15 protein-coding genes are annotated in these 13,248 nt (G+C 57.0%); 6 read left to right on the forward strand and 9 right to left on the reverse strand.

What is annotated here, in order from left to right:
- Positions 1-198 (reverse strand): homogentisate 1,2-dioxygenase (locus tag ACR0C3_RS02265; protein WP_480756937.1); only part of this gene is annotated, 198 nt, incomplete at its 3' end.
- A 136-nt stretch (positions 199-334) separates the two neighbouring features.
- Here ACR0C3_RS02265 and ACR0C3_RS02270 point away from each other — a divergent pair.
- Both ACR0C3_RS02270 and maiA read left to right on the forward strand, forming a co-directional pair.
- Positions 335-772 (forward strand): MarR family winged helix-turn-helix transcriptional regulator, encoded by a 438-nt coding sequence (locus ACR0C3_RS02270; protein WP_170380928.1) that lies wholly within the window; start codon positions 335-337, stop codon positions 770-772.
- Positions 773-1,390: a maleylacetoacetate isomerase gene (maiA, locus tag ACR0C3_RS02275; RefSeq protein ID WP_480756939.1), complete on the forward strand. Its 618-nt coding sequence runs from the start codon at positions 773-775 to the stop codon at positions 1,388-1,390.
- Here maiA and ACR0C3_RS02280 read toward each other — a convergent pair.
- On the reverse strand, positions 1,387-1,842 hold the full coding sequence (locus tag ACR0C3_RS02280) for a MarR family transcriptional regulator (protein WP_170642267.1): 456 nt from the start codon (positions 1,840-1,842) through the stop codon (positions 1,387-1,389). The genes maiA and ACR0C3_RS02280 overlap by 4 nt on opposite strands.
- 122 nt (positions 1,843-1,964) lie before the next feature.
- On the opposite strand from ACR0C3_RS02280, the gene ACR0C3_RS02285 reads away from it, so the two are divergent.
- Together ACR0C3_RS02285 and ACR0C3_RS02290 are read left to right on the forward strand one after the other, a co-directional pair.
- A complete protein-coding gene (locus ACR0C3_RS02285) occupies positions 1,965-2,522 on the forward strand; it encodes a VOC family protein (RefSeq protein WP_480756941.1) in 558 nt (185 codons plus the stop codon).
- An 83-nt stretch (positions 2,523-2,605) separates the two neighbouring features.
- Positions 2,606-2,893 (forward strand): FAD-dependent oxidoreductase, encoded by a 288-nt coding sequence (locus ACR0C3_RS02290; protein WP_480756943.1) that lies wholly within the window; start codon positions 2,606-2,608, stop codon positions 2,891-2,893.
- On the opposite strand, the gene ACR0C3_RS02295 is transcribed toward ACR0C3_RS02290, so the two are convergent.
- The 7 genes from ACR0C3_RS02295 to ACR0C3_RS02325 form a co-directional block, all read right to left on the reverse strand.
- A complete protein-coding gene (locus tag ACR0C3_RS02295; RefSeq protein ID WP_480528031.1) occupies positions 2,880-4,115 on the reverse strand; it encodes a Tm-1-like ATP-binding domain-containing protein in 1,236 nt (411 codons plus the stop codon). The genes ACR0C3_RS02290 and ACR0C3_RS02295 overlap by 14 nt on opposite strands.
- Before the next feature lie 22 nt (positions 4,116-4,137).
- Positions 4,138-5,070, reverse strand: a complete 933-nt coding sequence (locus ACR0C3_RS02300; protein ID WP_480528029.1) for a phosphotransferase enzyme family protein — start codon at positions 5,068-5,070, stop codon at positions 4,138-4,140.
- Entirely contained in the window at positions 5,067-6,362 is a 1,296-nt protein-coding gene (locus ACR0C3_RS02305) for an aspartate aminotransferase family protein (protein WP_480756946.1), read from the reverse strand. Before ACR0C3_RS02305 ends, ACR0C3_RS02300 begins: the two co-directional genes overlap by 4 nt.
- A gap of 15 nt (positions 6,363-6,377) precedes the next feature.
- Positions 6,378-7,862 carry an aldehyde dehydrogenase gene (locus tag ACR0C3_RS02310; RefSeq protein ID WP_480756948.1) on the reverse strand — a complete coding sequence of 495 codons (1,485 nt, stop codon included), beginning with the start codon at positions 7,860-7,862 and terminating at the stop codon, positions 6,378-6,380.
- A 7-nt stretch (positions 7,863-7,869) separates the two neighbouring features.
- On the reverse strand, positions 7,870-9,402 hold the full coding sequence (locus ACR0C3_RS02315) for a tripartite tricarboxylate transporter permease (protein ID WP_480756950.1): 1,533 nt from the start codon (positions 9,400-9,402) through the stop codon (positions 7,870-7,872).
- Between the two features lie 9 nt (positions 9,403-9,411).
- The gene (locus ACR0C3_RS02320; RefSeq protein WP_480756951.1) at positions 9,412-9,948 is read right to left on the reverse strand and encodes a tripartite tricarboxylate transporter TctB family protein; all 537 of its coding nucleotides are present in this window, start codon (positions 9,946-9,948) and stop codon (positions 9,412-9,414) included.
- 63 nt (positions 9,949-10,011) lie between these two features.
- Positions 10,012-10,941, reverse strand: coding sequence for a tripartite tricarboxylate transporter substrate binding protein (locus tag ACR0C3_RS02325; RefSeq protein WP_480756953.1), 930 nt, complete (start codon positions 10,939-10,941; stop codon positions 10,012-10,014).
- Positions 10,942-11,049: 108 nt separating this feature from the next.
- On the opposite strand from ACR0C3_RS02325, the gene ACR0C3_RS02330 reads away from it, so the two are divergent.
- Both ACR0C3_RS02330 and ACR0C3_RS02335 read left to right on the forward strand, forming a co-directional pair.
- Complete coding sequence (locus ACR0C3_RS02330) at positions 11,050-11,829, forward strand: IclR family transcriptional regulator (protein ID WP_480756954.1); 780 nt, start codon at positions 11,050-11,052, stop codon at positions 11,827-11,829.
- Positions 11,830-11,861: 32 nt separating this feature from the next.
- Positions 11,862-13,214: an aminotransferase class III-fold pyridoxal phosphate-dependent enzyme gene (locus ACR0C3_RS02335; protein ID WP_480756956.1), complete on the forward strand. Its 1,353-nt coding sequence runs from the start codon at positions 11,862-11,864 to the stop codon at positions 13,212-13,214.
- Positions 13,215-13,248 lie beyond the last annotated feature (34 nt).

Genomic DNA, 13,248 nt, shown 5'->3' on the forward strand with positions numbered 1-13,248 from the left:
GGCGGTGAAGGCCGTGCCGCTGAGCTGTTCGCCATAGAGGCCATAGTTGCAGCGCTGAGGGCTGTTCATGCCCTGCGGTAGCGCGCCAGGCAAAGCCTCGGTCTCAAAATCATTGGCCCAACCGGGCATGTAACCCTTTGAAATGGCGTTCCCATCTTCTGCAACGGTCAATCCGCTATGTTTAACGAGTGCATTCATCTGGATCTCCTTATCACTCGATTCGAGAAGATTTTGGGTTCACAGTAAATATTTGTTGCATTTGCAACGTTGTCAATATTTTTGTTGCAGGTGCAATGAAAATCTGAATTCAATAACGCCGAAAGGAAATCCCTGCATGAGCACCAAAAACTTGCCTGAGTTCGATTTGGAAGGGTTCTTGCCATACCGGCTTACGGTGCTGGCCGCGCGACTGAGCGCAGAAATGGCGCAGCAGTACAAACATGAGTTTGGCGTTTCGAACCCGGAATGGCGCGTTCTTGTGAATGTCGGATATGCCGAAAACCCGTCGGTTCGGGACATCGAAAAGCGGGTCAGTCTAGAGAAGTCAAAGGTCAGCCGGGCGGCCGCACGGCTCGAATCCCGCGGACTGATCACCAAGGTTGAGGATCCTGCCGACAGACGACTTGTCAAACTCGACCTTACGGAAAAAGGCGCGGATCTTCTCAGCCAATTGGTTCCTATTGCACTGTCGTTTCAATCCAGCCTGGAAACCAAACTTGGTGAGTCTGAGGAAGCGCTGAATGCCGCCCTCGATCTGCTTTCGGAAGAATAAATGATTAAACTTTATGACTATTGGCGATCTTCAGCCAGTTATCGCGTGCGGATCGCGCTAGGCCTTGCCGGGGAAAGCTGGGAAACTGTCATCGTGAACCTGCTGGAAGCTGAGCAGCTGTCAGACGCGCATCTGTCCAGAAACCCTCAGGGTCTGGTGCCGGTGTTGGAAATAGACGGGAATAGGTTCACCCAGTCGCTAGCGCAGATCGAGTATATTGACGAAACCAGAGGCCTCGGCCTTTTGCTCTCGGATCCTGTGGATCGCGCCGAGGTGCGTGCCTTGTCTTATGCTGTGGCAATGGATATCCATCCGGTTTGTAACCTTCGAGTAGTGAAATGGGCCGTCGAACACTCAGGGAACCAGATTTCGAACGAAGGCTGGATGCAGCATTTTATCGGCGAAGGTCTGTCGGCTTACGAAGACATGGTGCAGGGCGGTCCGTTTTCCTACGGTGACCGTATAACGCTTGCCGATGTTTGCCTGATGCCTCAGCTTTACAACGCGCAAAGATGGGGTGTTGAATTGGCTGACCTGCCCAAGATTTCTCGGATCAAGGACAGCTTGGATCAGATCCCGGCCTTTCAGAACGCCCATCCGGACAACAGCCCTCATTAACTGTTTTCGTTCTCGCGACTCTGCCCATAGTCAGCCACAGCCTTTTCAAGGGCGCGAAGTCCATCCTTAAGCTTGTCTATGTCCTCATCGCTCATGCGTTCCAAAATCGAGTCAGCACAGTTCTGCACGGCTGGAAAAACTTCGTTGAATAGGGACTTGCCAGCCTCGGTACAGGAGTATTGGCGCAGCCTCCGGTCACTGTCCGCGACGGCGCGGCCAATCAGGCCCTTTTTCTCTAACCTGGTCGCAGCACGGCTTACCTGAACTTTGTCCAACGTGGTGCGCTGCGCCAGTTGGAGCGAGTTCGACTGACCCGCGCTGGCCAATAGAAACAACAGACGCCATTCCTCTCGCGAGAGGCCGTAGGTTCGACCATAGACCTGAACAAGCTGGCGAGAAAACGCCTCGGCGGTCGATGCAAGCTGATAAGGGAAATAAGTCTCAAGGTTCATAGGATCGCCTCTTCTGCCAACATTATAATTCGTTGCAAATGAAACGATTTGATTTGGATCAAATTACTTCAAGGCGGGCTTGGATAATCATTGCAAACGCAATGAATCCGAAGGAGGTTTCAATGAACGCTCAGAATCTCAAGCTCGACCAAATTCATCACGTCGCATATCGCTGCAAAGACGCGAAGGAAACTGTCGAGTTCTACATCAAGATGCTGAATATGGAGTTTGTTCTGGCTATCGCCGAAGATCATGTTCCTTCGACGCATGAACCTGATCCCTACATGCACCTGTTTCTGGATGCCGGAAACGGAAACGTGCTGGCGTTCTTTGAACTGCCGACCAAGCCTGAAATGGGGCGTGACCCGAATACTCCGAAATGGGTCCAACACATCGCGTTCAAGGTCAAAGACCGTGATACGCTGATCGAATTTAAGGACCACCTTGAAGCTAACGGTATCGACGTGCTTGGCGTCACCGATCACTCGATTTTCCATTCGATCTATTTCTTTGATCCCAATGGCCATCGCGTGGAATTGGCCTGTCCTGACCCAGAGGAAGCGGAAATGATCAAACGGCTGGATGCGGTGAAATGGGACATGCTCGAAGAGTGGTCGCGTGCCAAGAAGGCACCTCAGCATGCGGATTGGCTTCATGCCAAAGAGTTGGGGAAAAAGTGATGCTGAACACCTAAGATTTTCCCGAGTTTCCTTATGAGCAGTGAGAGGAACAGAAATCCGGCTAGGCGGTTCGCCATCCCGTCGTGATCGTCGGGGGCGGGCTGGTTGGATTGACCGCCGCGCTGGATCTTGCCGCGCAAGGGATCACAGTTGTTGTGCTGGACGACAACAACACGGTTTCGGTCGTTTCTCGGGCTGTCTGCTACGCCCGCTTGTCCGGGCGCTATATCTTAGCCGCCTTCTGCGAAAAAGTGTGGTTTAAGTGGCGGTGGAAACTCCCTTGTGGAGCAACTTGTTTACCCTCGAAGCCATGTGCGATTAGCTTCACGAACACTCTGGCACTCAGTGGGAAGCCGGCTAGCCACGGCTGACAATCCCGTTTTCAACCCACTCGTCAAACTTGGCCAGAACGGCATTGCAAAATGCGGCGTCGTTGATATGGGCGTCCAGCTCGGTCAACGGCACCCGACCGGGCATGGCCTTTCGGGCTTCGTCGACCATGTCAGCAAGGGCTGCGGGGTCATGTGCCTCTTCGCCTTCCTTGTCCCATGCTTCAACGCCTTGCACCGGCAGAAAGAAATGAACCGGCCCGGTTGCTGCTTCCAGCCGGTTTGCAAGTTCCCTGATCCAGGCGCGGCGTTCCTCGCCATTGAAGACCGAGCTTTTGATCAGGCGGTTATGTTCGTGAAACGGGCGATCTGCATATTGGTCCGGGATCTCTTGCCAGCCCGCGAAATCCAGCAGGTCCAGAGCGCCCGGTGCAACCATCTGCGGCGTGCCAACGCGCCCGGCATTGGTAACGCGATCCTCTCCGCTTGAAACCACGGAACCGGCCAGCAGATTGCCAAACTCCTGCATGCAGAAATCCATCACGCAGACAAAGGCCTTCTCGGCGGCCAGTTTTTCAAAGGCCATGCCACCCATGCCTGTCGAGTGGAATACAGCAACCTCAAAACCGCGCTCTTCCAGCGCTGGTTTAAGGGTTTTCATGTAACGCAGGCAGGACGATCCAAGGCTGGTCATTCCAATCAGCGGTTTGCTCCGATCCGGCGCGATGGCGGCTTTGGCAGCACCGACCACGGCCCCCGCGGCCTGTGCCAACGAAGACCTGCAGATCGAGTTCATACCGTACAACCCACCGGCCCACAGGATCATCTGTATGTCCGGGGCCAACCGATGTGGGGGGATTAGCGGTGAGAAACTGACTGTTGAAACGATGTATTTCGGGACACCCATGGGCAGGGCCTGTGCACAATCCAGCGCAAGGTCGGTGCCCATAGTTCCTCCAGTGGCCAGCATCCCGTCAAAGCGGCCTTCGGCATAGGCTTTTGCCACTACCTTGGCAGCCCCGGAGGACATGACGCGAAAGGCCCGGTTCTCATCCCCCAGCGCAATCACCTCGTCGATGGTTCTGCCTTCCGCAGCTGCGACGTCATGTTTCGAGATATCGGTCGGTGTTTCAGGATCGCCAAGAACGGACACGTCCATTGTCAGCACATCTGCTCCCTGCGCCCTTACGGCGTCTTCGATGAACCGCATCTCGGGGTCTTTGGTGTCGTATGTTCCAATCAGCAGGATCGTTTTATTGGTCATGGTTTCCTCCTGTGCGTGCGGTTTATCCGAGGTAGCGCGTCAGCAACTCGCGGGCGGTATCTTTGAACCGCATGTTTCGTGCCTCTGATCCATCTTCGCCCATGCGGGATGAAATCCAACCGACGTAGGTCACCGCGCGCAGGGCCATGAACAGATCAAGATGCTCGGTGTCTAGCGCACGTTCCGACCAGTATCCCTCTAGCAGGGCCGCTTGCAGGGCTTCGTAGTCCGGCTCGCGCAGGTTTTTCAGCAGTGTCGTGGCGATATCGAACAGACGGAGCCCGAACCCGGCATCGTCGAAATCAATCAGCCAGAGCTTGTCGCCTCGGACCATCACGTTTTCACGTACCAGATCGGCGTGGATCAGGCCGTAGTCCAGTTGGTTTTCGATCTGCAGCAAGTGATTGTTAGCTTTCTCGCGGAACGCAGTGAACAGGGCACGATCCTCGCCAGAAAGCGTGGGGTTTTCCCAGAACCGATCCCACAATGGGGCATCGCCCAGAAGTCCCGCGCGGTCCCAGGACCAGCGCTCAAAGTCATCGGGACGCGTCCAGGCATCGCTGACTTCGTGCAGCTTCGCCATCTCATGCCCGAGGGCCCGAAACAGCCCGGTACGATCACTATGGTCGATCCCGGTTTCGGTCGATCCCAGCGGGCGACCGGGCAACCAGTCAAGCATATCGACCTGGATCCCGTCCAGCAGTTGTAGGTAGCGGCCATCCGTGGCCGGTACCGGTGTGGGTACACCGACGCTCTTTGCGCCCAGCTCGGCGATCCACTGCAGCTCGGACCTCAAGGCGGTATCCGAATGCAAGCCTTTGCGGTGCAGGCGCAGGGCATAGCTTTTCGCGCCGATCTGAACCCGGTAGACATGGTTTTCGCGGGCCGCGACCAGCGACCATTTAGCACCGTCCATGCCCCAAATGGTCAGGGCTTGCTCGACAACCGGGGTCATAGGGTCAGCGGGGTTTCGGCCAAAACCTCGTCCAATGTGTCAAACAGCAGATCGGCATTCTCTTTTGAGAACGGCATCGGTGGACGGATCTTGAGCGTGTTCTTATGGCGGCCGAGTTTTGAATGGATGACCCCCCGGTGCCGCATCGCGTTGATGACCCGATCGGTGAATTCGCTGGCCGGTTCCTTGGTTTGACGATCCAGCACCATCTCGGCCCCAAAGATCAAGCCCGAGCCGCGCACATCGCCGATGAACTCGTACTTCTGCTGCAAAGCTGTCATGCGCGCGCGGGCGTGATCGCCCACGGATTTGGCGTTGATGACAAGGTTTTTGTCCTCAATCTCTTCCAATACCGCCATGGCCGCGGCGCAGGACACCGGGTTGCCACCGAACGTGTTGAAGTACCGATAGCCCTTGCGGAACGTGGCAAGGATTTCGTTGCGCGTTACGACACCGCCCACCGGATGACCGTTGGCCATGGGTTTGCCCATGGTCATGATGTCCGGTACCACGCCCATCTTCTGATGCGCCCACATATGGGTGCCTGTGCGGCCAAAGCCCGATTGCACCTCATCACATATCAGTAGGCCACCGGCCTTGCGCACCACTTCGGCCACGGGTTTCAGCCAGCCGTTGGGATGGTCGGGGAAGCCTTCGTTCAGGAAATAGGGGCAGAGGACCAAAGCGGCAAAGCCGATGCCGGATTTTTCATGCTCAGCAATCTGTTCGGCCACAGCATCGGCAAACTTGCTGCCGTCCGGGTCCGGGTTGCGATAGCTATCTGGTGCCTCCACAAACCGGAAATACTGATCCAGACCAAAGCCAACGGTCGGCACGTTCGATTTGCTCAACTGACTGACCAGAGAAGTGTTGCCGTGATAGGTTGCATCCGTAGCAATGATACCGCGTTTGCCGGTCATGCCTTCGGCCATGCGCAGGGCGATGTCATTGGCCTCGGACCCGGTGCAGGTCAGGATGGCGGTGTCTAGCGAGGCATCCATCGTGCCCGTTAGCTTCTCAACATAGTCAAGAATGCCGTCGTGCAAATAACGAGTATGGGTGTTGAGCGTTGACGCCTGGCGGCAGATCGCCTCGACCACGCGGGGGTTGCAATGGCCGACATGCGGGACGTTGTTGTAGCAATCCAGGTATTTGCGCCCATCTGCATCCCAAAGCCAGACCCCTTCGCCCTTCACGATATGAAGCGGCTCGTCATAAAAGGTCGAGACATTCGGGCCCAGCAGCTTGGTCCGGCGTTCAACAAGCTCGGCGGATTTCGCAGGAAGTGTCATTCAGAAGACCTTTGGTCAGAGTTTTATCCAGGCGGTTTTAAGGTCGAGATATTTCTCGAACGCATGCAGGGATTTGTCGTGCCCATTGCCCGACTGGCGCACACCACCCAGCGGCACGGTCAAGTCAGAGCCGCCATAGGTGTTCACATGCACGACGCCAGCACGGATGCCAGCGATCATGCGATGCGCGCGGCTAAGGTTCGATGTCCACACGCCCGAGGAGAGACCATAGACTGAGTCGTTGGCCAGCCTGATCGCTTCGTCCTCGTCCTTGAATGGGGTCACGGCCAAAACCGGGCCAAACACCTCGTTCTGGAACAGATTGTCGGTGGATTTGACCCCGGTCATAACGGTCGGGGCCATATAGTAGCCGCCGGTTTCCTCAAGGATGCGCCCGCCGCCAGTGCGACGCTCGGCGCCTTCGGCCTCGGCTTTGGCTACGAAGTCCAGATTGGATTCCAACTCGGGAAGCGAATGGACCGCGCCGATTTGTGTGCCCAGATCAAGCGGATTGCCGACCCGCATCGCTTCGGCATGTTTGACGAGTTCAGCAACAAAGTCGTCGTGGATGTCCTCTTGGACCAACAAGCGCGATCCGGCGATGCAGATCTGGCCAGCGTTGCGGAAGATACCACCTGCGGACACTTTGGCGGCCTCGCTCAGGTCCGGGGCGTCGTTGAAGACGATGTTGGGGGACTTGCCGCCCAGTTCCAGATAGCAGCGTTTCATGTTCGACCGCGCCGAATATTCCAGCAGTCGTCGGCCTGTGGCCCCCGAACCTGTGAACACCATGATGTCCACATCCATCGACAGCGCCAGCGTTTCGCCCACAACCCGGCCTGACCCGGTGACGACGTTCAAAACGCCGTCGGGTATTCCGGCCTCGGCGGCCAGTTCGGCCAGTTTAAGCAGCGACAAGGATGCGCTTTCAGCGGGTTTCAACACGACCGAGTTGCCGGTAGCCAGCGCCGGGGCCAGTTTCCAGCTGCCGATCATCAGCGGCATGTTCCACGGCACAATCGCTCCGACGACACCAACCGGTGCGTGATGGATCAAGCCCAGTACGTTTTCTGCCGTTGGCGCGATCTGCCCGTAGACTTTGTCAATCGCCTCGGCGTAGTAGCGGAATGTGCCAGCTGCCGACATCGGCTCGGCCTTCATGGCCATGGTGATTTCGGTGCCGTTGTCGCGCGCACCCAGAACCGCCAGTTCAAGCGCGTGTTTTTCGATCAGGTCGGCCAGCTTCAGCAGGACCTTCTTGCGCTCGGCAGGGGACCTGTGTGACCAGCGCCCATCTTCGAAAGTCGCCCGCGCAGCGCCTATAGCGGCCTCCATATCTGCCGGGATGCCTTCGGCAATCTGGGTCAGCACCGCGCCATCGACAGGCGATAGCACCTCCCGATGTCCACCTTCCGAAGCGGCGACCCAGCGCCCGCCGATGAAGTGAGATCGGGGGGACAGAATCTGAGAGCGAAGGGCGTCAATATCGGACTGGTTCATGGCAGAGTTACCCTTGCTGATTGGGATGATCGGAGTCGACCGGTTGCGCGTTCGGCTCGGGTTTCAGCTTGTTGCGGAACTCGTAGTACAGCGCGCGGAAATGCAGCAGTAGGATCAGTACGATCAGCGCCGTCAGGATCGCCGCAATCGGGCGGTCGACGAAATCAAGCGGTGATTTGACCCGCGCCATGGCGCTGCGCAGTTTGACCTCCATGATACCGCCCAGAACCATGCCCAGAATGATCGGCACAATCGGCAGGTCCAGCCGTTTGAGGATCAGGCCGAACACACCAAACCCAGCCGCAATGGCGCAGTCAGTGATCGAGTTGCGTAAACTGTAGACGCCGACGAAGGCTAGGATCAGGATCATAATGCCCAGAAACCGTGTGGGTATCTGGATGATCTTCAGCAGCAGGTTGGTCGAGAACAGTAGGAAAACCAGAACGATGACGTTCAGCAGGATCAGCGCCATATAGAGCGCCATCACAAAATCCATCTGGTTCTCAAACAGCTGTGGGCCGGGGATGACATTATGCACGTAGAACACCGACAGCATCATTGCGGTCAGCGCTTCGCCCGGGATACCCAGCGCCAAAAGTGGGATCATGGCCGCGCCGGGCACTGCGTTGTTGGCGGCTTCAGACGCCACCAGCCCTTCTGGCGAGCCATCGCCAAATTTGCCGGGGTCTTTCGAGGTTTTCTGTGCATAGGTGTAGGATAGGAATTGTGAGGTGAACTCACCCGTACCCGGCACCATACCCATGAAGACCCCGATGCTCGAGGACACGGTTGCGACGCGCTTGATGCCCAGCAGTTCCTTGAGGCCGGCGAAGATGTTGCCACTGACATGCGTTTCGCCCGGTGCGTGGTTCTTTTCAAGCAGCAAAAGCAGGGCTTGACTGATGGCAAACAGGCCCAGAACGACCACGATAAGATCGACGCCAGACGCCAACCAGCTTTGGTCAAAGGTAAAGCGGCGGGAATATTTGACTGGCTCAAGCCCGACAGTGTTTAGGAAAATCCCGAAAGCGGCCAACATACCGGCGGCAAAAATCTGGCCGCGGTGGGCGAGGATCACCAGAATGATCCCCAGAAGGGCGGCCAGAAATATCTCTCGGCTGCCGAAATGGGGGGCGATCAATGCAAGAACTGGCGATAGGATAATCAGGCAGATGATGGCAAAGACACCGCCGAAGAACGACGCGGAATAGGCCAGTGACAGAGCACGATGCCCCTGACCGCGTTTGGTCATGGGATAGCCGTCATAGGTGGTCAGCGCGTTCACCGCCGTACCAGGCGTGTTGATCAGAATAGCGGGGATGGCACCTCCATACATGGACGAGCCATAGATCCCCAATAACAGCGTCAGGCCGACAATGGGTTCAAACGCGAAGGTGGCAGGCAAAAGGATGGCGATGGCAACCGCAGCGCCAACACCGGGCAGCGCGCCAATGATGACCCCACCGATCGAGCCAATCAGAAGGGCAACGATCACCTGCCATTGTGTCAGGATCGAAAGACCGGACAGAAGCGTTTCCATTGGCGAACCTCAGAGATAAGTCAGCGCAAAGGCGCGCACGGAATCGGGCAGGTATTCATAGGCGGCACCGGCCGGGATTTTCACTTGCAGGAAGGCTCGGAAAATAATGGTAACCGCCACACCGAAAACCGCCGCAAGGCCAATTGCCCCAGCGCTCCGGAACCCGGTTCGGACTGCAAGGAATACCGCGAACAGAACGGTCGAAGGCAGGTATCCAAGAAGCGGGACAACGGCGACGTAGATCAGAAAATAGGCGACGTATTCAAGGGACCGCAGCCAGAACGCGACTTCGGGCCAGCGACCCGGAATGCGGTCTGATAAGGCGGAGCTGAGCCAGTGCAGAAAAGCAAAGGCGGCCATTGCCCAGAGCGAGACCATTGGCCAGAAGCTTGGTTGCGCAAACCACTTGGTGCGTTTGACAACCTCGGTCTGTGTTCCCAGTTGGCTCAGCAGAAAAACTGAAAATACCAGGAAGGCCAAAGCAAAAACAACATCGCCGGGCCGGCGGTATCGTTTGAACATGTCTTGCAATGTCTTTGCGATCATTTTGGCCTCCTGCTGGAAAGAAAAAGGCCCGACAGTATTGCAATACGCCGGGCCAGTTTCTCGTTATTCGCCTAGAATCTCTTCGATTTTTGAGAACGAGGCTTTGTCCTGTTCGATCTGTGCATTCGAGGCATCCGGATCCTGCCAGTAGATCAGTGCTCCGGTTTCTTCGGCAAGTTGCTTGGCCTTGTCAGATTCCAGCGCTTTCTGTGCAGCGGCAGTGATCTTTTCGCGTGCTTCGGCCGGAGTGTCCTTGTGGACGAACAGACCATTCCACAGCGCCAAAGGCAGTTCGGGGTGCAGCTCGGTAACCGTGGGCGTATCCGGGACCAAAGAGATCCGTTCGCCACCGATGCTGGCTAGAACATTCACTTGGTCCAGACAGGGGAGAACAAGTTGAAGCGTCGTATTGATCACGTCCACGTCGCCCGAAGCCAGGGTGTTGCAGTCCAGCGCGTCGAAGGCGGCTTCACTGGCGAAGTCAAAGCCACTGCTGACTGCGGCCGCGAAGGTGACTTGTGTGGGCGGCAGAACCGAGCCGAAGTGGCCAAGCGCAACATCGTTTTCTTTCCCATGTTCCACCAGTTCTTCCCATGTCGAGAAGGGGGCATCCTTGCTGGAGGCAATGACGAAGGGATAGGTCAGAAAAATGCCAATCGGTTCGAATGGGTTGGGGTTTAGCTCGGGAATGCCAATGTCTGGGCCGATGACCGGCACGCCTATGACGAACGAGCCAACGGTGTAGCCATCTGCCGGAGCGGTCGCAACTTCCACCGCTCCGGGGAACGGACCACCGCCGCCACCGGGTTTGTTCACGACGGCGGCAGGAACACCATACATAGCCTGAAATTCGTCAGCGATCATCCGTGTGAGGACGTCTTCCAAGTCACCCGGAGGCCATGGAACGACAAAGGAAACCGGTTTCTCTGGATACTCGGCCAGTGCGGCGGTTGCAGAAGCAACAAAAGCGGCGGCTGTTAGAACTTTCTTCATTGACACCTCCCGTCAGTGGTTCATTATTTGATCCGCGTTAACAATAATAATGTTGCTTTGTTAAGCTTGTTCTGTCAAGTATTACCTTAACAGGAGGATGTGAATCGCATGGGTACTGCCCTGAACGCCCTGAAAATGCTCAACTACTTTTCAAACGCTCGGCCAGAAATTGGGTTGAGTCAGTTTGCGCGTCTGTCTGGATTGAACAAAGCCACAGCGCTGCGCCACCTGCGGGCGCTTGAGGAATACGGGTTGATCGAGCAGAACCCCATGACCAAATCCTATGCGGTCGGACCTGCCGCTTTGCGCCTGGCCGCGTTGCGCCAGATCGCCCGTCCCGGCATCGAGAGTGCCCGTCAGAGAATGCACGTCGCGATGCAGGACGTTGGTGAAAGCCTGCATCTTTCGCTGCTTGAAAAAGAGTGGCTTCAAACAGCGCTGGTGGTCGAAACGAACCGTCACAGCGTGCGCGTCAGCCTCGACCCCAGCGAGATTCTTCCGATCAATGCGACAGCATCAGGTCTTTGTATGCTCAGCTTTGGGCCATCCTTCTTGCTGGACCGTATCGGTCAGAAAGAACAAGTACGATACACGGACGCCACGCTGACCGACCCGGCCAAGATCAAAGAGCGGGTCGCGGCAATCAGCCAGGCCGGTTGGGCGAATAGCAGTGGAAGCTATGAAGATGGCGTCTATGGCTATGCGGCGCCCATCTTCGGCATTGATCAAGTGGCGCTGGGAACCATTGCGATTGCCGTTCCCGAAGGCCGCGCCGGAGACGACCGGCTGCCGGAAATCCTGACCGCCCTGCACGCCCTCTCAACTGACCTGACCGCAAGTTTTGGCGGTCAACTTCCCGACACTTTCCCAACCGAATTCCACCCGTGAGCGGGTGGGCGAAAAACCCGGAGACCAGAGAAATGAAAGACTCGAACTTTCTCAAAGAAAACAACGCGCGTTACTTCTGGCACCCGATGGCGCATCCCGCCGATAGTCAGAAGAATCCGCCCACGATTCTGAACGGCGGCGAGGGTGTCAGTATTATCGATGTCGATGGTCACAAGGCGCTGGACGCGGTCGGGGGGCTTTGGAACGTCAATCTGGGCTATTCCTGCGATCCGGTTAAGCAGGCCATCGCCGATCAGCTGAATGCGCTGCCCTATTATTCGACCTTCCGTGGCACCAGCAACGACAAGGCAATCGAGCTGTCTTATGAATTGGCGCAGTTTTTTGAGCCCGACGGCCTGACCCGCGCTTTCTTTACCTCGGGCGGCTCGGATTCGGTTGAGATCGCGCTGAAAATGGCGCGGCAGTACCACAAGGTGCGCGGCGAGGGCGGGCGCACAAAGTTCATCAGCCTGAAACAGGGCTATCACGGCACCCATTTCGCCGCCGCTTCGGTCAACGGCAATCAGAAGTTCCGCGCGGCCTATGAGCCGATGATGCCGGGCTGTTTCCATGTGCCCGCGCCATGGACCTATCGCAACCCGTTCGACGAGACCGACCCTGAGCGTCTGGCGCAGCTTTGCGTCAAAGCGCTTGAGGCCGAGATTGCATTCCAGGGCGCGAACACGGTTGCGGCTTTCATCATGGAACCGGTCCTTGGGGCAGGGGGCGTAATCCCTCCGCATAAGAGTTTCATGCCGATGGTTCGGGAGGTCTGCTCGAAACATGGCATTCTGCTGATCTCGGACGAGATCATCACCGCTTTTGGGCGTACCGGCAGCGAAAGCGGCGCACGGCATTGGGGGGTGCAGCCCGACATCATGACGACGGCCAAAGCCATCACCAATGGTTACTTCCCGTTTGGGGCGGCGATGATTTCGGGTGCTGTTGCCGAGGTGTTTGAAAGTGACACCACCGGCAAAGCATCCGTAGATCAGGGCTATACCTATTCCGGTCACCCGGTTGGGGCTGCAGCGGCGCTGGCAGCGCTGTCCGAGATCAAGCGCCTGCGCGTCTGGGAAAACGCCGCCTCGCGCGGGGATGAGCTGTTTGCCGGGCTGCAAAAACTGGCCGAGAAATACGACGTGATCGGAGATGTGCGCGGCGGCGAAGGGCTGATGTGTGCGCTGGAACTGGTCTCGGATCGCTCGACCAAGGCACCCATCGCGAAACACCTGCCGCTGCAGGTTCAGAAAGCGGCTTATGAAGATGGTGTGATGGTGCGTGTGTCCGGCAACAATATCATCCTGTCGCCGCCGCTGATCATCACATCAGAGGACGTGGCCAAGATCCTGTCTGCGCTGGATACCGGTCTGGCGTCTCTTTAACCAACACTTACGTGACCTCGCCCGCCCTAGGGCG

This window comes from Ruegeria sp. CK3 (assembly GCF_056536565.1).